Origin of the sequence: Exiguobacterium sp. MH3, assembly GCF_000496635.1 — a bacterium.
Taxonomy (GTDB): domain Bacteria; phylum Bacillota; class Bacilli; order Exiguobacteriales; family Exiguobacteriaceae; genus Exiguobacterium_A; species Exiguobacterium_A indicum.
Map to the genome: position 1 here is coordinate 1,608,823 of NC_022794.1, position 20,653 is coordinate 1,629,475.

Consider the following 20,653-nt stretch of genomic DNA (forward strand, 5'->3'; position numbering starts at 1 on the left):
ACAAGGTTCGTTTTTTTATTTGGATCGAGCCGGAAAGACCGTATAACTCATCGAGATGACCCCATCGATCACGAGGACGAGTCCCCACAATTGTAACGTCCGTAAGAGACTCTCCGTCTGCTTCGCATCTCCCAGCCACAGAATCATCGCACCGAGTAACGCTCCACCAATCAAAAAGGCCAGCACGTGCCGATAGAACCCGTTTCGCTCTTTACGTGCCTTTGAAATGCGCTCCCGTGATACTTGTTCTCTCAGGATGAACCGGCGATACATCCCGTCCGCCCAGGCAATCATCTGTTTTCCAAAGGCGAGTGAGACGCCGATATAGATCGCAGCAAGTCCGTGCGCGATCGTCGCTGTGCTGCCGCGACTTAAGTCAAACACCGTTAAGACCAGTAAGACAATATCAATGACCGGTGACATCGCCATCAATCGAAAACCAAGCTTCTCTCGTCTGAATCCATAACGCACGATTAGTCCAGCGACGATGAATACCCAAAATAGAATCTCACAACAGACGATTGCCCACGCGACAAGTTGCATATCAATCCTCTCCTTTTTAATACGACTGTATCATAAAGATAACACCTCTTTTGTAGCTTGACTAGTCTTTTTAATACATTCGTGCTAAAAAGATGATATAATCGAGGTATGCCAAAACAAGTCAATCACGAAGAACGCAAACGCCTCATCGCGGAAGCGACGTGGCGCACGATTTCTCAAGTCGGTATTGAACAAGCCAGTGTCCGGACGATCGCCAAGGAAGCGGGACTCTCACTGGGTGCCTTGCGATATTACTTCACGACCCAGGACGAGTTGCTCCGCTTCTCGATGGACCTCGTCCAAGAACGGGTCCAAGCACGCATCACAACCATTTTCGAGAAAGGAGGAACCCCGGAAGAAACGTTATGTGACGTCTTACTTGAGGTCTTACCTTATGCACCCGAGCATCAGCTCGAGATGCAGGTCTGGTTTCAATTCATGATGTCCGCGTATACGTCGCATGCGACAGAAAATCCGGATGATATCTACCATATGGTCCAGGTACTGTTGACACAGATTCCGGACGGTACACTCCGCGCGGGCTTAGACATTGAGCTTGAGAGTGAACGGCTCGCAGCACTCGTTGACGGGTTAGCCTTTCATGCTCTGTTTCGACCAGAACGATTACCAAAAGAACGCCTGCGTCATGTGCTCGTCCATCACTTGAACACCCTCTTCGTCCGTCCTTTAGCGATCGACGACAAATAACCCGCTGTTCCCTTCACGCACGAGGGAAACAGCGGGTTTTCATCGTCTTGCTTCTACGAGAATCAACGATAAGGAACGAATCAAGAAGAACGTCAAAAACGCTGCCCAGACACCCTGATTTTCAAAAGCCGGTGTCAGCAGGATGACGACCGCAAAACCAATGCCTGCTTGAATCATCGAATTTCGGACGGGTGTTGCTTCAACTCGCCCGGCAAAGATGCCTTCATAAATCATCGCCCAACCGGCGAGAAGCGGTAGGATGATGATCCAGAAGTAATAATCGCGCGCTGCGTCTAAGATTGCCTCTTCTGAAGTGAACAATTGAAGGAGCGGTGTCTCAAGGAAGAGAAGCACTAGTGACCAGAAGACGACCGAGTAGAATCCGAACGTCCGTGCCAAACGGACACTCGTCCGGTATCCTGCCTGATCTTGATGCCCTCTCGCCCGACCGACGAGAACCGTTGACGCATGACCGAGTCCACCGAACCAGTACGAAATCAGATACTGGATTTGTAGCAGGATCGCGTTGGCTGCGAGGACATCCGGTCCGAATTGTCCTCCAGCACGTGTGAACCAGCCGGTGACGAGTAGAAGGAAAATCGTGCGAATGAACAAGTCACGATTGACTTGAAAGAATTGACGGTACGCCTGCCATGCCGTCAAGGCACGCCATTCATCACGCGTCATCGTCAAATGACCACGGATCAGGTACAGAGCACAGACGACGATGCTGATCTCCGCGATGACGGTCGCAACCGCAATTCCAGCAACACCGGCATCCAATCCGTAGACGAATCCGATATCGAGAACGACATTGACTCCTGTACTGAACAATTGGACGAACAAGGCATGCTTGACCTGACCGGTACCAATCAACCAGCCGAGTAACGCATAACCCATCAACACGAACGGTGCGCCAATCATCCGGTATGAGATATACGTCTTGACCGCACCGAGCAAGTCAGCGGGTGGTGCCAGTAAGTACAGTCCGATTTGCTCGAGCGGCTGTCGAAACAACAGGATAAGCAGACCGATACAAGCTGCTAGAAACAGCGGTCGGTAAAGTGACGTCCGTAAAGCATGTACGTCATTCGCCCCACTTGCTTGGGCGCTGAATCCTGTCGTACTGACTTTTAAGAAACCAAACAACCAGTAAATCGTATTGAAGAAGACGGCTCCGACGGCGATGCCGCCGATCGCCCGCGGATCACCGGATTGACCGATGACGACGGTATCGGTTACACCAAGTAAGGGTGTTGCAATACTTGAGAGAATCAGCGGATAAGCGAGTAACCAGTACGTTTTGTGGGTCGGTTGTGCGTTCACCATGTTCCGGCCTCGACGAATCGTTGGGTATACGCGCTACCTGATTCCAATCGATCAATCAAATCAACAGCGCGACCGTCACGTAAGACAAGTGTTTTTGAACAGAGACGCCGGATGAAGTCGATATCGTGCGAGATCAATACAAGACTGACACCGAGTGTCTGCTGCAGGCGTTCTAGTAGTTCGATGATCTGTGCGCGAGAGACGACATCAAGTCCCGTCGTCGGCTCATCCATCACGATGATGTCGGGTTCAATCGAAATCGCGCGGGCAATCGCGGCACGCTGTATTTGTCCCCCACTCAATTGATGGGGCAATTGATCGAATAACCGTTCCTCGACCCCGACAGCAAACGCGAGAGCTGTAATAAGATCCTCTTCTGACGTCGCTGGGAAATGCTGCAAAATCGGACGATGCTGACGAAACGGTTCAAGAATCGATTCCCGCACCGTCCATTCTGGATTAAAGGAAGCGAGAGGATGTTGAAAGACGGCTTGAATAGCTCGTCGCTCGTTTCGTTGCCCACTCGGAAATACCTTTCCATGTAAGGAAATCAAACCATGTGTAGGTTTAAGCAGACCGAGGATCAATCGTCCGAGTGTCGTCTTGCCACTCCCACTTTCCCCGATGATGCCAAGTGACGCCTTTTTCGTTACGTGAAAGGAGATATTCGACAAGAGGGACTGATCCTTTATCTGATAAGTAAGATCTGTTACGGATAAGACTGGTGGCATGAACTCTTCCTTTCTTCCAGTGACGTACGATGTGCTTGCATCAAGCTAGTCGTGAACGGATGACGACTTTGCTCGATCATCTGTGGTGTTCCTGTCTCGACGATTCGTCCATCCTGCATTAAGATGAGTTGCTCCCCGTAATGTAAAGCAGGTCCTAATTCGTGGGTGACGAACACAATCGTTGCCCCGTACTGGTGTTGGTACTCGGTCAACCAGTCGAGTAAACGACGTGTCAAGACGGGATCGAGTGCTGTCGTTAATTCATCCGCTAAAATCAACCGTGGTTTTAAGGCAACGGCAAACAGGATCGCAAACCGTTGTAATTGCCCACCGCTCAACTCTCCTGGATACCGATCCAACCAGGTCGGGTCCAACTCAAGTGTTCGCAAGACGTCATCGATATAAGGATGATCAATCTTGCGCCCATGTGCGCGATACGTATCCCGTAACATCTGACGCATCGTTAAAAACGGAAGAAACGCATCGGTATACTGCTGTGGTATGTAACCAATATCGAGACCACGCCGAAGAGCTTCGTCCGAGATGACTTCTCCGCTCGACGACATCCCGTCCGGCAATCGATCCAGTAATCGTTTAAGCAAGAGCGTCTTACCGCTCCCGCTCGCTCCGACGAGACAGATGAATCGATGAGCTGGTAACGATAGATTCATGTCATGCAGAAGGACGTGTTTCGCCCGAACGTGTAAGTTCCGAATCTGAATCATTTACTTGTCCTCCTTTTTTCTTCATCCACCGTGTCCATCCCATCGTCACAACGACGGTCAAGACGATGCACGCACCTGGCAAAAGCATGAGCCGGGGTGCGGAACTGAAATAAGGACGTCCTTCGTTCAACATTGCTCCCCACTCTGGCAGTGGTGCTTGGACACCAAGCCCGATATAAGAGAATGCCGATAAGAATAAGATGACTTTGCCGACATCCAAACTCATTAACACGACGACTTGTCGGATGATGGGCGGCAAGATATGGCGTCGTAAGATCATACTGTCTGTTAACCCGTTGATGCGTGCCATGCTGATGTATGGCTTTTGCATCGTCTCGGTCACGAGTGTCTCGCTTAATAGCGCGTAGGAAATCCATTTGATGAGTAAAATCGCAAAGATCAAACTTTGAGGACTGGCACCAAATAATCCGGCGATGACAAGTGCTAGAACGGTGTCAGGGAAAATCACGAGACCATCTTCTAATCGATGAATCAAGTGCTTGAGTCGTCCATCATAAAAACCGGCTAGACAACCAAGACAGGTACCGATGCACGCTGTGAGCAACACCGTAAGCAGGCTGAAACCTAAGGATATCAAACCAGCTAAAAAAAGACGAGCTGCGAAATCTCGTCCTAAACCGTCTGTTCCGAGCCAATGTTCGAATGAAGCAGGCTCAAGTCTTTTCGCTACGCTTGTATCAAATGGATTAACGTATACGGTATATGAAATAAATAGTAGGAGACATCCTCCGAAAATGAGCCATCTTTTTTTCATGTGTGTGTTCCCTTCTGCCAATCTGGTCGTAACGCCCGGTTTAGCGACCGGATACCTTGATGCAAGACAAGAATGATGCCTGTCGTCAGCAAGATGTAGCCTTGAATCAGTGGATAATCGCGTTGCAAAATCGCATCGACCATTAACTTTCCGACACCGGGATACGCGAACAGGACTTCGAGGACGACGACACCCCCGGCAAGACTGCCGAGCGTCAGACCGAACACGGACAGGACCGGTGGCAAACTGCCGCGTAACGCATAACGCCAAAGAATCGTCCGCTCGGATATACCACGCATCCGTGCCAACTCAATGTACGGTTGGTTCAATTCACGGCGTAGATTCAGTCGAATCAATGGAATATAAACGCTCGCAAGTGGAAAGCCGAGCGATAGAGCCGGGAGGACAAGTGACGTCATCCCCTCCCGTCCCATCACAGGTAACCATCCGAGACGGACGGCAAACAGGTCGACGAGCAACAGACCGATCCAAAAACCAGGCACGGTCGCTCCGCTCATGCTGACAAGGTGCGCAAGACGGACGACGCTTCGGCGCGTCATCAAGGCGCTACCGATTCCTAGGGGTAAGGCGATCAATAAGGCAATCAAAATACCGCCAAGTGCCAGCTCCGCTGTCACGAGATAACTCTCTAACAACATCTCGATGACCGGTCGCCCCGTCTGTAACGAGTTTCCGAGACGTAAGGTGAGGATGTCTTGCAGCCAACGGACGTACTGGACGAGCAACGGCTGATCGTATCCTAATTCACGGCGCGCGGCCTCGATTTGTTCGGGCGTTGCTGATAATTCATCGATATTCAATAACGTCAAGACCGGATCACCCGGCAGTAACCGTAACAAGACAAAACAACTGAACGTGATGAGTAGAGTGAATAGACTCAGCGATAGCAGTCGTTTGACGATCGAATGCATCAATCGGTCACCTGCAACGTGATCGTGATCATGTAGTATTCACTCTTTTCCGTTTTCCATCCTTTGACGCGTTTGCTGTCATAGGCGACGAGTGTTGAAGGATGGAGCAAGAAGCTATTGTAGCGTTTCTCGTCGACATATCGCGCGATCTGCTCCGCAAGCCGTGATCGCTCCTCGATCTGAATCGTTTCATTTAACGTCTCGATCTGTTTCGTCAACTTCGGATCCGCGACACGACTGAAGTTCAGTCCCCCGTTCGGATGATAGGTCGCGTTCAAATAATATCCAGCATCCCCACGCGGAGCTGTCAGATTGCTGTACGTCGCGATATCCCAGTCCCGGTTACTTGCCATGTATTCTTCTGGGACATCGATTTGTTTAATCGTGATCGCGACACCAATCTTTTTCGCGTCATCTTGAATGACTTGAGCGATCAACGGCAGGTCTGGTCGAGCCGCATACGTCAATAACGTCAGCTTTAAAGGACGACCGTCCTTTTGCATCCGTCCGTTTTGTTTTGTATAACCGGCTTGTTTGAGCCATTCCTCAGGCGTCTTCTGCACTTGTTGCGGATAGTTCGGAGCAAATGGGAATGACGATAGGAACGGACCACGTGCTGGCACCGCATATCCTTGGAGGACGTGATCGACGAGTTGCTTTCGATTGATTAAAGCATCCATTGCCTGTCGGACTTCAAGCGATTGCATCGGACCGTTCGCGACATTCATTGTCAACTGATGGACACGGAAAGTATCCGTCGCTTGGACTGTTAATCCTTCAGACTTCAACTGCTTGACACTCTCGATTTCCGGTCGATAGACGATATCCGCCTGTCCGGCACGCAAAGCGTTCGTCCGTGCGCCAGCATCTTCGTTGAAGACAAAATCAACGGAATCAAGTTTCGCTTGTTCTTGCCAATAGGACTTGAAACGTTTTAACTCGACTTTTGTTCCCGGAGCGAACCGCTCGACTTGGAACGGACCGGTTCCCATCGGTTCCTTCGTTACCCCGCTCGCTTTCGTGTCGATGATTGCTGTGTTCGGATTGACGAGTTCCGAGATGAACTCTGGATATGTCGTCTTCGTTTGAATGAGCAAATCGGGTCCGTCCGTTTTGATCGTCTCGATATTCAAGGCATTCTTGACACCTGGATTTTCGTCGATTGAGCGTTCGAGAGACGATTTGACGGCTGCCGCATCAAGTTGTTTCCCATTATGGAACGTCACGTCTTCCTGTAAGACGATCCGCCATGTTCGCTTTCCTTCGTAGGACCATTTTTTCGCAAGCCACGGCTCGACCGTCAATCGTTCGTCATCAAGACGGACGAGCGTCTCCGTCACCCCTGCGCGAAGCGGAACATAACTGCTGTCGCGATGCGGATCGAGCGATTGTGTCGCGAAGTTATAGACGAACGTCAAATGGTTTTGCTCTTGTGGCTTATCAGAAGCAGCACAACCGGCAAGTGTCAAACCGAGGAAGACACTACCGATAAGGCTAGCAGTTTTATATGTAGACATTGTTCTCCACCTTTAATTCGGAATAATTACGTTTTACATCATATCGTAACGATTCCGATTTAACAAGCGTCTTTTCTATTTCTCTATATTGAATTTGCCATCAAAAAAAATACCGAATCAACTACAAGCGAACAGCTCGTGTGATTCGGTAGCGGTGTATTTCTTATAAGACGTCGACGAATTGTTTTGCCTGACGCTCGAGTTGTTTCGCTGAATCAGCCAATTGATCGAACTCACTGACCGTATGTTCGAGTTGCCCCGTACTGTCCTTGACCTTAGACGAAATCCGCTCGATGCTGTGTGAAACATCTTCAATCCGCTCAACGATCCCTTCAATGTTGTTCTTGATTTCTCCGATTGAGTGCGACACTTTGTTCGACAGGTTTCGGACTTCGGTCGCGACGACATCGAACCCACGTCCATGTTCACCAGCACGTGCCGCCTCGATCGCCGCATTCAAGGCGAGCAGATTCGTCTGCGCTGCAATATCACGGATCGTCTTGACGATGTCGGTGATCGAGTTCGCATCCTTTCGTAAGGCAACAAGGCTCGACAGATTCTCGACGGATTCCGCCTCGACTTGTTGGACGGTCGCCAGCACGTTCAGACCATCCTGACGACCACTCTCCGATTTGACCGTCAAGAACGCGGATGTCTCGTTGAGTTCAGCCGCCATCCGTAAGACGTCCTGTTGGCGAATCGTAATGTCCGATGCAATTTTTGAGACACCGACGACCCGGCGCCCGTCATCCGAATAGATCGGCATATAGGTCGCTTCGAGCCATTTCTGTTGCCCATCAGCAGCCCGGCGTTCAATCTTGTCCTGATAGGTGATGCCTTGCATCAATTTGCGCCAAAACAACTCATAATCCGGACTGTTGACGTACGCTGGAAAGCAAAGATCACGGTGGTATTTACCGATTAGCTCTTCCACTTCATACCCCATCGTCCGGGCAAACAACTCGTTGACATATGCGACTTTCCGTCGATCGTCGAAGCGAATGATTGCCAGATTTTGCTCGATTGCTCGAATGACTTGTGTGTCGGTGACGTGTGCTGCTTGTTCCTGCATCGACATGCCGATTCCTCCCTGGATTCAAACTCAAGGTCATAATGCTCCTATTGTCATATTATCCCTTATATCGACAGGTTCCTGCCATTTTAAACTGTAATCTAGTAAATAATATACGATTTTTAATACGCACTCCATCCACCATCGGCGACGACGATTGCCCCGTTAACAAAACTCGCCTCGTCAGACACGAGGAACATTGCCAATTTTGCGACCTCATCCGGCTGACCGGCACGTGGATTGAGTCCCATGCCGAGCATCGCCCGTCCCATTCCGAATTCATTCAGGTTCGTCATCGATTGCCCGATGTTCGTCTCGACGGCTCCAGGAGCGATGCCGTTACAGCGGATCCCCTCTCCGGCGTAAAAGAAGGCGGTATTCTTCGTCAAACCAATGACGGCATGTTTGGAAGCGGTATAGGCTGCTCCTGCTCGGGCACCGTTCAGACCGCCAATCGAGATGTTATTCAAAATGACACCACCTTTTACTTCCTTGAAATGCTTGACCGCTTCGCGCATCAGACGCATCGTTCCCGTCGTATTGACGGCGAGAACATGATCCCAGCGTTCATCGGAGATGTCTTCCACTCCCTCCATTCCGTCCATGATTCCCGCATTGTTGACGAGAACGTCCAGTTTGCCGTAAGCCTCAAGCGCTTGTTGGACGAGTTCTGTTGCTGCCTTTGGTTTGGCGATATCACTCGCAACAGCGATCGCTTCTCCCCCTGCTTCCTTGATGTCAGAGACGACCCGTTCCACGGTTTCCAACCGAATGTCCGCTGCGACGATCCGTGCGCCTTCTTGTGCAAACAATTTGACCATGGCTTCACCCATTCCTGAGCCAGCTCCCGTGACGATGATCGTTTTACCTGTTAGTCGCATCATGAATCATCCTTTCGTTTATCGTGATACTAATCTATTCCCGAAAAAGGCTCTAGTTTAGTCAAACGTCGTGTCAATTCCATGAAAAAAAGACCCGACGATTTTCGTCAGGTCCTGCAGTTAATGCGTTGCAATTGTTTCAATGCGACATCAACGTTGAGCCGTTTTCCGGATTTCTCCGATTCTCGGAACTTGCTCGGATCAAATAATTTAAATTGATGATTGATCCAGTTTTGTCGATAGATTTCGTGTGCTTGTTTTATGATTTCTTCGTCTGACAACTGTTTCATGTCTATTTCCACGCAGTCGAAATCATTTACACCGAACTCAAAACCACAGCATGGACAAATTTCGTTACTCCCCGCAAAGTGTTCATAATATGGTGGATCTTCAAGTTTATCGCACCCACACACAGGACAGATATAATACGGATCGTTTGGTTTCAAAGATACGATGCCTCCTTAGCTAATGATCATTCTTATATCTATCGTACCCTATCTAATCGTTACTTTTGAGATGGAGTCATGTTATGACCACATAAAAAAGACCCGACGAGTTCGTCGGATCTTTGGACTTGCTTATTGCAGTTCGCGGCTCTTTTCTTCTTGTTCGTTGTTCGATTTATTTTTTGCTTCAAATTCAGCGCGTGTCATAACGTCCTCGACGTGCATGTTGACTTCGACGACTTCAAGTCCTGTCATGTCGCTGATCGATTTTTTAATTTTAGCGACCGTCTCTTGGAAGATTGACGGAATGTTTTTACCGTATTCGACGATGACTTTCAAATCGAGTGCGACTTGGCGTTCGCCGACTTCCGCACCGATTCCTTTCGTGATGTCTTCCGAACTCCGGAGACGATCCGTCAGTCCACTCATGAATCCACCACTCATTGACAAGATGCCTGTCACTTCATTCGACGCGATCCCTGCGATTTTTTTGATGACTTGATCTTCGAACGTCAATTTATTCTCGCGTACCACTTCGTTTTCAGTTGTTGTGTTTACTTCGTTTGCCATTTGAAATCTCTCCTTTTGAATGTGTAGTTAAATATATATGAATCAGTCCCGTTGAAAGAACTGAATCCACCCTTCGATATCGAGCGCACCATCGCGCCACTTCCCAAGCAAGAATCCGATCGCTGCGAAGGCAACGATGAGAATTGTCGGACCAAAGCCAATCGTCAAGAATAAGATGGCGAGGATTAGACCGACAAGTCCTCCGATCAGTCGGAACCGATACGGGTAAAGTGCTTCCCTTGTCTTCATGTTCCCTCTCCTCTCTTAGACGACACGTTCCGATGTTTTTGTTTTCGTGTCACTGATTGTGACCTTCGTACTCGTTACCGGCAACTCGAGTAAGGATTCGACGGCTTGTTTAGCGCGTTCTTGAATATCCTTCGCGATCGTCGGCAGTCCTTCTTGTCCGAAGACCGAGCAGTCGACTTTTAAAGCAACCGTCTCTTTTTTCGAATGGATGTCGGCATGGACACGCGGTGTCCGTACGCCACCAATCCCACGAATCGACTCCAGTGCCGTCCGTTCGATCGTTTCCTTCGAAATCGTGATCGTTCCGTCACCCGTTTGAATCAACAGACGTTGACCTTTTGAGCGGCTGAACAATCCTGTGAATAATAGAATGACGAATACGAATGCTAAAAAACCTCCGATGGATAGAACGGTATAGCTATACCATTGCTGATCCTGCCACTGCTCGATTAACGAACTGAGCCGTGGAACATCATACACACCGAGCACAAGCAGCCCGACACTGACGAGTCCGAGTATGCCTATGATGACGAGTAAGAATCGATTGAACCCATTCATCTGCACCTCTCCTTTACGATTGTTAACTTCTTTCACCTAGGTGATTCAACACATGAACTATTATGTGTATGGTGCTTTTATTCCCGTTCATTCGAACCCGAAACATTTACATACACTTTTGTTAAAATGTTCATATATTCTGATTTTTCAGACTATAGTTAGTGAAACAAGTGGATTATTTACTATATTTAACGGAAATAGACCTCTTTCAACTAAAAAGAGGTCAACAATCTAATCCATTTATCATTTCCCGTATACTTCGTCAATACGTTTTTTTAAAATGATCATTCCACTTCGATTGGAATGGCAAAATAACCGTTTCCTTCTTCCCACCCTGCTCTAATCTGATAGACATATTTTCCATGGGTCGTTGGCAAAGTGATATTTTCTGCGTCCTGAAACGTTCTAAGCTTTTTTCCATTTGTAACGGACCATAACTCAACGGTAACAGTTTTTGGATGCGGACCATCTCGAAAAAGAATCGACATCTGTTCTTCCGGTGCAACGCGTTCACCTTGTTTCTTTTTTACTTGTTCAACTGGTCCAACCTTTGCATCAGCCGTCTCTCCTAAAAAGAGACCCGACCACGTATAGGTTCCTAAGTACACCTTTGCTTCACGATTTTCAATCGTCACGTCGGGTGCTGGTGGTTGATGGCGGAAAGGATCCAGCGAGAAGAGTAACCCTAAACTAATCAGCACTATACCAATAAACGTTTGTTGTTTCACGAGGCAACCTCCTACACAATGTTTTCAAATCAATAAAAGCGGCAATACCTTTCAAGGAGTACGTTATTCAAAAGGAGGAGTTCAGATGATTCAGGATAAAGTCGTCATCATTACAGGAGCATCAAGCGGGATTGGGGAAGCAACCGCAAAGGAACTTGCGAAACAAGGAGCAAAACTCGTTCTTGCTGCACGCCGGGAAGATCGTTTGCAAGAACTCGTCAAAGCCGTTGAAGCAGAAGGTGGTCAAGCCGTCTACCAAGTGACGGACGTGACGGATCGCGAGCAAGTCGATGCACTCGCTAAGCTTGCAAAAGACAAGTTTGGCTCAGTTGATGTCATCGTCAATAACGCGGGATTGATGCCACTGTCACACCTCCATAAGAATCAACAGGATGAATGGAACACGATGGTCGACGTCAACATCAAAGGTGTTCTCCATGGAATCGGAGCCGTCTTGCCGTACATGCGCGAACAAAAAAGCGGACATGTCATCAACATCTCGTCCGTAGCAGGTCACGAAGTCATGCCGTCGAGCGCCGTCTATAGCGGTACGAAATTCGCCGTTCGCGCGATTACGGAAGGTCTCCGCAAGGAAGAATCGGTCGACAATCACATCCGTGCAACGATCATCTCACCGGGAGCGGTCGATACAGAATTGAAGGACCATATCTCGGATGACGAGATCAAACAAGGGATCGGTGACTTGAAAGCGATCGATGCGAGCGCGATTGCGCGTGCCATCGCATATGCCGTCAACGAACCAGAGGATGTCGCGATCAACGAGATCTTGATTCGTCCAACCGCTCAACGTTAATTATTTGTAGATTTGTAGACAGGACCCCTCATTTGCCAAACAGCTAACGAGGGGTCCTGTTCTGTTTAGAGTAGTCGTTCCGCGATGAGCTGGTACGACTGCAATCGTTTTTCTTGATCAAAGGCATTGTTGATTAGTAAAAATTGATCCGTTTGATAACGGGTTGCTAATACCTCTAGTTCACGCTCAACCACATCCGGTGTTCCGACAATCGCTCGTCGGCGATCTTTGCGAATCCGTTCTACTTGCACGTCATTCCAGACCTTTGATTCTGTCGTCTTAAATGACGGAACGATTGAATTCCCGAGTCGGACACCTTGAATCCAGGCATCCTGTGTTCGAGCGAGACGTTCTGCTTCTTCTTGTGTCGGAGCACAGATAACGAAAACACAGACGATGACGTTCTTCCCGCCCGCCTCGCGATATGTCGAGAGCGTCTCTTCCCAACGATCCGGATTGATGAAGTGACCAAACACGAGACCACGGTCTTGTTCAGCTGCAATCCGCGCGCTACGTGGTGACAGACCTAGGATCGAAATCGGTGACGGTTTCCGGTCACGTGGTGTCGTCTTGACGATCCGGTACGGGTGTCGATTCGATAGACTGTCTGTTAAAAAGCCCGCCGTCTCATCGACGAGTCGACTAAACTCCGCCGCCCGGTTTTCTTCTCCATCCGTCAACGCAAGTCGTGTCCGTTCGCTCCCGCCCGGCGAATTACCGATCCCGAGTTCGATTCGTCCCGGATAAAACGCATCGAGCGTCGCAAAGCTCTCGGCGACTTTCAGCGGATGATACTGCGGCAACAACACGCCACCTGAACCAAGCTTGATTTTTGACGTCTTCGCACCCATTCGGGCGATGAACAGTTCCGGTGCCGCACTGAGCAACCCGTTCGTATTATGATGTTCGGCGAACCAGTACCGTTCGTAACCGAGTCGCTCGGCTTCTAAGACGAGTCGTTCCGTCGCTTCCATCGTCGCTTCGACCGTATCGCCCTCGTGTAACGGCACTTGATCCAGTATTCCTAGTCGCATCACGCATTCCTCCTCTACCCTTTCAGTGTAAAGCGTGGAGGAACGGAGTTCAAAAACGAGGCTCAGACACGCACGAGACGATCTTCGATGATGACGCCATCTCGCATCTCGATCGTTCGGTTCGCCCGTTCGGCGAGTGCCGGATCGTGGGTGACGAACAAGACGCCGCAGCCTTTCTCTTCGTTTAATGACCGTAAGAGATTGAAGATGATTTCTCCCGTATCCGTATCGAGGTTCCCTGTCGGCTCATCGGCAAGCAACCATTTCGGTTCATGAACAAGTGCTCGGGCAACGGCGACCCGTTGCTGTTGTCCACCGGAAAGTTGCGACGGCAAACTGCCTGCTTTATCGGCGAGACCGACTTGCGCGAGTAACTGCTCAGCGCGTTCTTTTTTATCGTATGGTACTTTTCGACCGAACAAAGGCGCCATGACATTCTCAAGCGCTGTCAGCGTTGGAATCAAATGAAACTGCTGGAAGATGAAGCCGATGTTCTCGAACCGGAAGTCGGATAGTTCTTTGCTATTTAGTTTGTTGATTGGTTTTCCGTCGTAATGCAACTCTCCGCTCGTCGGACGATCGAGCGTTCCGATTAGACTGAGTAACGTCGACTTTCCAGAACCTGATGGTCCGATGATTGAGATGAAGTCACCTGCTTCAAGCGTCACTTCGATGTCTTGTAACGCATGTGTCTCGACACCGTCTCCCGAAAATGATTTTCCCATCTGTTTGCATTGAAATGTTCCTTCCATATGTAACCCTCCAAAATTCGTGATAACGTATAATTCAAGAATTTATTGGGAATTCCTTCTAAATGAAAGGAAATAAAAAACAGCACTCTTGAGGAACAAGAATACTGTCAAGAAACACGTGGTTGAATGGAAACGAAATTTTTACGATAGACGATCTCATACGGTAAAACGAATAATAGACAAGCAAGAGCCGTGAACTGAATCATGCTTCCGGTTGGTGGTAGCGGAGACAGCGATGCATCATGCCACGCTTCATATAAACCAATGAAAAGAAACAGAACGACACTACTCGTCGTCACGTAAATGAGTAAACGAAGGGTCAATGGATAATGGCGGACGATCCATAACATCGGTAAACCAAAGATAAAATAGGATAACGTCATCGCAAACGTTCCGAACTGATAGACGATCTCAAAGTCGATCGTCGTCAAGAACGAATATGCTGTGAACGCTAAGAACGAAAGAATCGTCACAACAGCCGCATAACTGATCCAGCGCATACGGTTGGGCTCCTCTCCTAAATGTCGTTCCTGTACGCGCGATCGCAACAGAAACCGTATATGTACAATTAGTGTAGGCAGTCCGATTTCATTTGTCAATTGTCTTCAGATTGACTTATTCAGTCACTAAACGATTGCACTGGAAGCGTATTCATAGAATAATGGAAAAAATGGACTAGGAAAGTGAGGTTTTACCGATGGAGGACCAATTCACGAATTTTCGTGATCGTTTTGAAGCTACTCCTGATCGCCACGAGGGTCTTTCGTATGACGAGGTCGAGTCTCGCCTGACGTCATCCAAACGAACAGCCCTCGCTTGGATGGAACAAACAGGCGGCGATCCGAATGTCGTAGCTCTTAATGGACGACTCGTCATCGTCGACACTGCCAAAGAGAGTCCAGCTGGTCGTCGAAGTGTCTGTTTTGATGAATCTGCTCGACTTAGTCGCAAGAAAAATGCGCCCGCAGCAAGTGTCGAATCGATGATTGAGATGCTAGAGGTGCACCTCTTAACACCAGAACAGTATCAAGAACTACAGACGCAGTTTTCGTTTGACGAAAAAACCTCCAGCTGGCTTAAGACGCCAGACCTGATCCGTCAAAAAGGTGGCGCTTTGTTCGGAGATCGTCGTTATGAGACGACGTTCATCTATCACAACGGAGCGGATTCCTATTATGCGAGCCGAGGATTTCGTGTCTGCATTGAGCTTGATTAATCCAAAAACACTTTACGATTGAAGTAGAGTGTTTTTTGTAAATTATAGGTAATAAAACCCAATTATGATATGATGGTCGATGAGTAGAGGAGGTGGACGTCATATTTGTATTGGGATTGATTGTAGGTGGTCTTATCATGTTGATCAGTTTCCGGTTATTCCGCCAGCAACAGCCGGATACGATCGCATTGTGTAAAGATATCTTCTACGTGTTCGAAGTGCAGCCGGAATATCGGTTTCGTTATATCAGTCCTTCCCTCGATGACCATATGGGGAAAGGCGTGGCAGCAGCCAGCTACATGGATCCGGACGAGTGTTTCGCGCGGATTCATCCGGAAGACATCGAAGTCTTGATGTCGAAGATTTCGGGCGATTGTGATTACGATCAGCCGTTTCGGCAACGCTGGCGGACCAATGACGGAACGTACGTCTGGTTTGAAGAATATGCGACACCCATTTGCGAAAATGGGCAGATCGTCGCCATCCAAGGGGTGATCCGTAACATTGACGAACAGTTGAAATCACAACAGGCATTGCTCGATCAATACCGGATCGATGCCTTGACTGGTCTAGGGAATCGCCATGCCTTCAACGAGGCTGTCCACACACTCGATCAAGAGAAGACGGCGTATGGGGTGATTCTGCTTGACTTGAATGAACTAAAAGAGCTCAACGACCGGTTCGGTCACGCGGTCGGTGATGCCTTGCTTGAACAAACAGGACTTTGCATCCGCCGCTTGACAGACCATGGCTACCGGATCGGTGGTGATGAATTCGTCTTGATCGATGAGAGTCCGTCGATTGAGCTGTTTGAGGGATTCGTCGAACACGTCCGCTCGACGTTCGCGACACACGAAATCGGGCTCGCAATCGGCGCCGTACATACGACAACAGGACGCCGTGTCGACGACGTCCTGCATGAGGCAGATGAGCAGATGTATCAAGAAAAGATGAATGATCGCTTAAGTCGTCAGCATGGATTGATGCGCTTGAAGCAATAAGGTGTTGAAGCGTTCCGGTTGATCGAGATTCGCCGTATGCCCGGCTCCCTCGACCGGTAAGACGATGACGTTCGGCACGTGTTCCGCAACGAACGCGGTTGCGTCGACTTCGTATGTTTCATTCGTTCCGTTTAGGATGACGACCGGTAAGGTGATCGACTGCAGCATCGTTTCCGTTAATGCCGGAAAACGGAACGTCATCAAATCGAGGACTGCCCGCGCCGTCGTTTTCCAGGCAGGACCATGCAACTGTTCGAACTGGTCGGCAATTTCCGGTGCTTGTTGTTCGAGGTCGAGGAAGAACTCTCGTTGCTTGCGCATCAGCGGCTCCATCGCTTTAGGAATGAATGGTGAAAAACCCGTGATACATACCCCTTCGAGTTCGTCCGGTGGATCGAGTGCCAGTTGCATCGCAAGCGTTGCGCCAAGCGACAACCCGAGAATCCATCCTGGACCTTCCTGTGCCATCCGTTCGCGGATGGCACGTGTTGCTTGTGATAAGTAATCTTCCGTTGCCGGTCCCGTCGTCATTCCGTGACCAGGCAGATCAATCGGAATGAACGTAAAATCATCCGCTAAAGCGGATAGCTGTGGTGCAAAGTGTGTTGCTGCCGTTCCCATTAAACCATGTAGTACATACATACGTGTCATACGGTAAACTCCTTAAATTGATGTAGTGTCAATATCGCGTCTACGATGACGTCCGGACGATCGCGATGCATCAGGTGTGATGTTCCCGGAACGAACGTCACGTTCGCCTGATCGGATAGATTCGCCTGTCGCTGAATCAATTCCTGCCATTTTCCTTCCATCTGCTCCAGTTCGTCTTTTGGAAAACCAGCAGCGCTCATCGTTTCGATCGACTGCGCTTTGTCCCGTCCAAGAACGGTCAACGGAACACCGAGATCGCGCATGCGTGGTTGAAGATCTTTCGCATCAGCTTTCCACTGCGAGATGATCGCATGCATCGACCGGTAATACGCCGGGTTCCAATCCGTGCGGTCATCCCCGTCCGGGAAACGGTCACGTAAATCAGTTGCTTTTGATAGTTCTTCGAACCGATCGATCCAGACGGCGTCATCCCCTTCCCGGTCGAGCATCGGTGTATCCAGCTGATCGAGTTCTGCTAAATCAACGGACGTCGCATCCACGAGAACGAGACCGGCGACACGTTCTGGATGATGTAGAGCAAAAGCTTGCGCAACAAGACCACCGTAGGAATGACCGACGAGTGTGACCGGAGTCGCAATATTCGTCGCGTTAAGAAACTGATTGATTTGCCGTAAGATGCCGGTCGTCCCGTCGATGTAATCCTCCGACCATTCGTGCGGATGAAAGCTGACGACCCGGTAGTCCGGTGTCAGTTTCGTCAGAATGTCCGCCCAGTCCTGATACGTCCCACCGAGCGAGGGGAGGAGTAACAACGGTCGACCTTTCGAACCGTCGTCATAATACGTCACTTGTTTTCCCTGATGTTGCATAATTCGTTCCATTATAATCACTCCTCTAAACTTTGAAAGATGGTGTTTACCTTGATTCGTGCCCTATTGTTTGATTTAGACGAGACGTTACATGACCGGTCCGGTTCTCTTCCCTATTTCCTTCGGGATCAGCATCAACGTTTTCGTGAAGTTGCGCATGTTCCGATCGACGACTACATCACGACGTTCTTGGCGCTTGATCAAGAAGGACGCGTCTGGAAGGACGTCGTCTATACGGAAATGATTCGTCGCTTCCAGTTGTCGCTTTCTGTTGAAGTACTGCTACACGACTACGTGACGCGTTATCCGATCTTCGCACGGAGCTTTCCGGGAGTCGACGCCTTTTTTGCGCAATTACCGCCTGAGCTACCCATCGGCTTACTGTCGAACGGTCGGACGACGTTTCAACGTGCTGTCTGTGACTTAATCGGACTGTCTCCCTCTTTTACGCAGATCGGGATTTCGGAACAAGAAGGCGTCCGTAAACCGGATCCGGCATTTTTCTTGCGCTTAACGGACCGTTTAGGTGTTCGCCCGGACGAAGTCCTTTATGTCGGCGACAATTACGACCACGACATCTTACCGGCGCGCGCCCTCGGCATGCAGGCGATTTGGAAGCGCACAGGCGATGTTCCATTGACCGACACGCAATTTTCGGACTGGTGCCAGTTACCTGCTCCACTCCAAGACCTGATACGAAAGGAGAACCAGCCATGACGGAACAGATTCGCCGTTTCCAGCCTGACGATTTTGAGCAGATTCATCGATTGAACGCATTAGAAGGATGGCAGGATCTCGTCGCTGATCAAGAGCGGACTCGCAACGCGTGGATGAATGCAAATGCCGCTTTCGTCCTTGAGTCTGACGGAGAAATCCTTGCCTATGTCCGCGCTTTAACGGACGGTTCAGTGACGACGTTCGTCTGTGAGCTCCTCGTCAGCCGAAACGCACGCAAGCGTGGGTACGGACAACAGTTACTCGATCACTTGCAACTTACCTATCCGACGCGGATCGATCTCCTGGCAACCCGTCAAGCTGCTTCTTTTTATGAACAACAAGGATTTCGTGCTTTCCATGGTTTCCGTAAATCACGATGAAGCGAGTGATTTCGAATAACTCGTGCTCGTCACGCTGTAGCCCATCGATTGATAAAAGTGATGGGCTGCTTCGCGTTCCGGTCGATTACCACTGTTCAGCAAGACGGCAGTTGCTCCTCTTGCGTGCGCCCAGTCTTCCGCTGCTCGGATCAAGCGGCGTCCGATTCCCTGCCGACGATATTTCGCGTTGACGACGAACGCGACGATTCGGACATAGGTCGTATCGTGCTCAAACGCTTGCGCCTGAAACAGACCGACGCAGCCGAGAAGCATATCGTCGTCTTCTAACACAAGCAATTCATAATCCGGATGACGGGTGACCCGTGTAAACCGTTCGCGTAACACATTCTCGCTTGCCGGATACCCGAGCTGCGTCATCAAACCGACCAATTGCGGTAGATCGTCTGTTGTCCAAGACCGGATGTTCATCTCCCTTTCCCCCTTCTACTGTTCTGGTGACAGAATCATCACCCGTTCTCTTCCCTCTTCCTGACCAACGACCAGCACGTGCTCAGATACCGGATCATCCTTGATTTGATAGACGGTAAACGCATCGAGGTTCGACGCAAAATCAGATGTGTCCTGTTCCAGTTGCGTATCGGTCAAGACATCATCCGTGACGCCGAGTCGCTTCCCTTTCAGCTGTTGCCAGTCTAAATTCGTCATCTCTTTTGATACTTTGTAAAACTGTTCATCATAATACATGCCGACCCTCATCGATTGCGATGATTGTTCGGGAACGGTCTCATGCAAGGAACTAAAGCCGATGATCGTCAGACCTGCAGCAAGGCAAACAGCTTGTACCGAGCGCCGGCGCCGTTTCGCTTTGCGGATACCTTGGATTGTCCGTTGCCTGACAGATGACGGTACATCGATCAAGATTTTTGGCTCGTGATTCATAGACTCATCCCCTTCTGTCGTCGTACTTTCTCGAGTGCGCGGTACAACGTGCTTTTGATCGTACTCAGTGGCACATTGAATGCTTGCGCAATCTCTTGCAATGACAAATCTTCTTCATACCGGAAGTAGACGATTGATCGCTCGGTCGGCTCGAGGACATCCAGTAAATCGTCCAAGTACAAGCGATCGACGAGACGCTCTTCAAACGAAGTCGTTTGACTCGGTTCGATCGCGAGCGGCTGAAACGACGCTCGATGTTGCTGGAAAGCGCAATTCATCGTGATGCGCGTCAACCACGTCTTAAAATACGAAGCATCCCGTAAACTCTTTCGCCCACGCCATGCCCGGTACGCGACCTCTTGGACGTTCTCAAGCGCTGCCGCCTCCTCTTTCAGATAAATGAAGGAAATACGGTACACATAGTCTTCTTCTGCGAATAAAGCTGCTTCAAAAGCAGCGTCGGATAATGCTGCACCTGACTTTCGAAACACATCGGCATCCTCCTTTTTGGCAATCACTCCCCTATTAGATACGCGACACGTTTAAAAAGTTTCATTTTTTTCAAATTTTTCTTATAATTCCCTTTTCTTACAT

The 20,653-nt window shown here is 49.4% G+C and carries 28 protein-coding genes; 6 read left to right on the forward strand and 22 right to left on the reverse strand.

Going from position 1 to position 20,653, the window contains the following annotated elements; genetic code table 11:
- Positions 1–15 precede the first annotated feature (15 nt).
- Complete coding sequence (locus U719_RS08555) at positions 16–543, reverse strand: hypothetical protein (protein ID WP_023468359.1); 528 nt, start codon at positions 541–543, stop codon at positions 16–18.
- Between the two features lie 108 nt (positions 544–651).
- Between U719_RS08555 and U719_RS08560 the strand changes: the two genes are divergently transcribed.
- On the forward strand, positions 652–1,251 hold the full coding sequence (locus U719_RS08560) for a TetR/AcrR family transcriptional regulator (protein ID WP_023468360.1): 600 nt from the start codon (positions 652–654) through the stop codon (positions 1,249–1,251).
- A 39-nt stretch (positions 1,252–1,290) separates the two neighbouring features.
- Here U719_RS08560 and U719_RS08565 read toward each other — a convergent pair whose 3' ends face one another.
- The 13 genes from U719_RS08565 to U719_RS08625 form a co-directional block, all read right to left on the reverse strand.
- Complete coding sequence (locus U719_RS08565) at positions 1,291–2,580, reverse strand: MATE family efflux transporter (RefSeq protein WP_023468361.1); 1,290 nt, start codon at positions 2,578–2,580, stop codon at positions 1,291–1,293.
- Complete coding sequence (locus U719_RS08570; protein ID WP_023468362.1) at positions 2,574–3,311, reverse strand: ABC transporter ATP-binding protein; 738 nt, start codon at positions 3,309–3,311, stop codon at positions 2,574–2,576. Before U719_RS08570 ends, U719_RS08565 begins: the two co-directional genes overlap by 7 nt.
- Complete coding sequence (locus tag U719_RS08575) at positions 3,290–4,036, reverse strand: ATP-binding cassette domain-containing protein (protein ID WP_023468363.1); 747 nt, start codon at positions 4,034–4,036, stop codon at positions 3,290–3,292. The genes U719_RS08570 and U719_RS08575 overlap by 22 nt, the downstream gene beginning before the upstream one ends.
- Positions 3,984–4,634 carry an ABC transporter permease gene (locus tag U719_RS08580; protein ID WP_158408696.1) on the reverse strand — a complete coding sequence of 217 codons (651 nt, stop codon included), beginning with the start codon at positions 4,632–4,634 and terminating at the stop codon, positions 3,984–3,986. Before U719_RS08580 ends, U719_RS08575 begins: the two co-directional genes overlap by 53 nt.
- Positions 4,635–4,807: 173 nt before the next feature.
- On the reverse strand, positions 4,808–5,743 hold the full coding sequence (locus U719_RS08585) for an ABC transporter permease (RefSeq protein ID WP_023468365.1): 936 nt from the start codon (positions 5,741–5,743) through the stop codon (positions 4,808–4,810).
- The gene (nikA, locus tag U719_RS08590) at positions 5,743–7,260 is read right to left on the reverse strand and encodes a nickel ABC transporter substrate-binding protein (RefSeq protein ID WP_023468366.1); all 1,518 of its coding nucleotides are present in this window, start codon (positions 7,258–7,260) and stop codon (positions 5,743–5,745) included. Before nikA ends, U719_RS08585 begins: the two co-directional genes overlap by 1 nt.
- A gap of 163 nt (positions 7,261–7,423) precedes the next feature.
- Positions 7,424–8,338, reverse strand: coding sequence for a methyl-accepting chemotaxis protein (locus tag U719_RS08595; protein ID WP_023468367.1), 915 nt, complete (start codon positions 8,336–8,338; stop codon positions 7,424–7,426).
- A gap of 116 nt (positions 8,339–8,454) precedes the next feature.
- Positions 8,455–9,213, reverse strand: coding sequence for a glucose 1-dehydrogenase (locus tag U719_RS08600; protein ID WP_023468368.1), 759 nt, complete (start codon positions 9,211–9,213; stop codon positions 8,455–8,457).
- A 107-nt stretch (positions 9,214–9,320) separates the two neighbouring features.
- Positions 9,321–9,503: a hypothetical protein gene (locus U719_RS16755; protein ID WP_143013614.1), complete on the reverse strand. Its 183-nt coding sequence runs from the start codon at positions 9,501–9,503 to the stop codon at positions 9,321–9,323.
- A gap of 288 nt (positions 9,504–9,791) precedes the next feature.
- Complete coding sequence (locus U719_RS08610) at positions 9,792–10,229, reverse strand: Asp23/Gls24 family envelope stress response protein (protein ID WP_023468370.1); 438 nt, start codon at positions 10,227–10,229, stop codon at positions 9,792–9,794.
- Between the two features lie 42 nt (positions 10,230–10,271).
- The gene (locus tag U719_RS08615; RefSeq protein ID WP_023468371.1) at positions 10,272–10,478 is read right to left on the reverse strand and encodes a DUF2273 domain-containing protein; all 207 of its coding nucleotides are present in this window, start codon (positions 10,476–10,478) and stop codon (positions 10,272–10,274) included.
- Positions 10,479–10,493: 15 nt separating this feature from the next.
- Positions 10,494–11,036 (reverse strand): alkaline shock response membrane anchor protein AmaP, encoded by a 543-nt coding sequence (gene amaP / locus U719_RS08620; protein ID WP_023468372.1) that lies wholly within the window; start codon positions 11,034–11,036, stop codon positions 10,494–10,496.
- Positions 11,037–11,320: 284 nt separating this feature from the next.
- Entirely contained in the window at positions 11,321–11,764 is a 444-nt protein-coding gene (locus tag U719_RS08625) for a hypothetical protein (protein ID WP_023468373.1), read from the reverse strand.
- An 85-nt stretch (positions 11,765–11,849) separates the two neighbouring features.
- Here U719_RS08625 and U719_RS08630 point away from each other — a divergent pair, with 85 nt between their 5' ends.
- On the forward strand, positions 11,850–12,578 hold the full coding sequence (locus U719_RS08630) for an SDR family oxidoreductase (protein WP_023468374.1): 729 nt from the start codon (positions 11,850–11,852) through the stop codon (positions 12,576–12,578).
- 65 nt (positions 12,579–12,643) lie between these two features.
- Here U719_RS08630 and U719_RS08635 read toward each other — a convergent pair whose 3' ends face one another.
- The 3 genes from U719_RS08635 to U719_RS08645 form a co-directional block, all read right to left on the reverse strand.
- Positions 12,644–13,612 (reverse strand): LLM class flavin-dependent oxidoreductase, encoded by a 969-nt coding sequence (locus U719_RS08635; protein WP_023468375.1) that lies wholly within the window; start codon positions 13,610–13,612, stop codon positions 12,644–12,646.
- A gap of 62 nt (positions 13,613–13,674) precedes the next feature.
- A complete protein-coding gene (locus tag U719_RS08640; RefSeq protein ID WP_023468376.1) occupies positions 13,675–14,364 on the reverse strand; it encodes an ABC transporter ATP-binding protein in 690 nt (229 codons plus the stop codon).
- Between the two features lie 107 nt (positions 14,365–14,471).
- Complete coding sequence (locus U719_RS08645; protein WP_023468377.1) at positions 14,472–14,864, reverse strand: hypothetical protein; 393 nt, start codon at positions 14,862–14,864, stop codon at positions 14,472–14,474.
- A 197-nt stretch (positions 14,865–15,061) separates the two neighbouring features.
- On the opposite strand from U719_RS08645, the gene U719_RS08650 reads away from it, so the two are divergent.
- Together U719_RS08650 and U719_RS08655 are read left to right on the forward strand one after the other, a co-directional pair.
- Positions 15,062–15,580 carry a DUF4256 domain-containing protein gene (locus U719_RS08650; protein WP_041255118.1) on the forward strand — a complete coding sequence of 173 codons (519 nt, stop codon included), beginning with the start codon at positions 15,062–15,064 and terminating at the stop codon, positions 15,578–15,580.
- A 137-nt stretch (positions 15,581–15,717) separates the two neighbouring features.
- A complete protein-coding gene (locus U719_RS08655) occupies positions 15,718–16,581 on the forward strand; it encodes a sensor domain-containing diguanylate cyclase (RefSeq protein WP_023468378.1) in 864 nt (287 codons plus the stop codon).
- Here U719_RS08655 and U719_RS08660 read toward each other — a convergent pair.
- Positions 16,543–17,232: an alpha/beta fold hydrolase gene (locus U719_RS08660; protein WP_023468379.1), complete on the reverse strand. Its 690-nt coding sequence runs from the start codon at positions 17,230–17,232 to the stop codon at positions 16,543–16,545. The genes U719_RS08655 and U719_RS08660 overlap by 39 nt on opposite strands.
- Entirely contained in the window at positions 17,229–18,074 is an 846-nt protein-coding gene (locus U719_RS08665) for an alpha/beta fold hydrolase (RefSeq protein ID WP_023468380.1), read from the reverse strand. Before U719_RS08665 ends, U719_RS08660 begins: the two co-directional genes overlap by 4 nt.
- A gap of 39 nt (positions 18,075–18,113) precedes the next feature.
- Here U719_RS08665 and U719_RS08670 point away from each other — a divergent pair, with 39 nt between their 5' ends.
- A complete protein-coding gene (locus U719_RS08670) occupies positions 18,114–18,779 on the forward strand; it encodes an HAD family hydrolase (protein ID WP_023468381.1) in 666 nt (221 codons plus the stop codon).
- Positions 18,776–19,159 (forward strand): GNAT family N-acetyltransferase, encoded by a 384-nt coding sequence (locus U719_RS08675; RefSeq protein ID WP_023468382.1) that lies wholly within the window; start codon positions 18,776–18,778, stop codon positions 19,157–19,159. The genes U719_RS08670 and U719_RS08675 overlap by 4 nt, the downstream gene beginning before the upstream one ends.
- Here the strand turns inward: U719_RS08675 and U719_RS08680 are convergent.
- The 3 genes from U719_RS08680 to U719_RS08690 are packed head-to-tail and all read right to left on the reverse strand — an operon-like array spanning position 19,151 to position 20,550.
- The gene (locus tag U719_RS08680) at positions 19,151–19,588 is read right to left on the reverse strand and encodes a GNAT family N-acetyltransferase (protein ID WP_023468383.1); all 438 of its coding nucleotides are present in this window, start codon (positions 19,586–19,588) and stop codon (positions 19,151–19,153) included. The two genes, U719_RS08675 and U719_RS08680, sit on opposite strands and share 9 nt — an antisense overlap.
- A gap of 15 nt (positions 19,589–19,603) precedes the next feature.
- Positions 19,604–20,059, reverse strand: coding sequence for a hypothetical protein (locus U719_RS08685; protein WP_023468384.1), 456 nt, complete (start codon positions 20,057–20,059; stop codon positions 19,604–19,606).
- On the reverse strand, positions 20,056–20,550 hold the full coding sequence (locus U719_RS08690) for a sigma-70 family RNA polymerase sigma factor (RefSeq protein ID WP_023468385.1): 495 nt from the start codon (positions 20,548–20,550) through the stop codon (positions 20,056–20,058). Before U719_RS08690 ends, U719_RS08685 begins: the two co-directional genes overlap by 4 nt.
- Positions 20,551–20,653 lie beyond the last annotated feature (103 nt).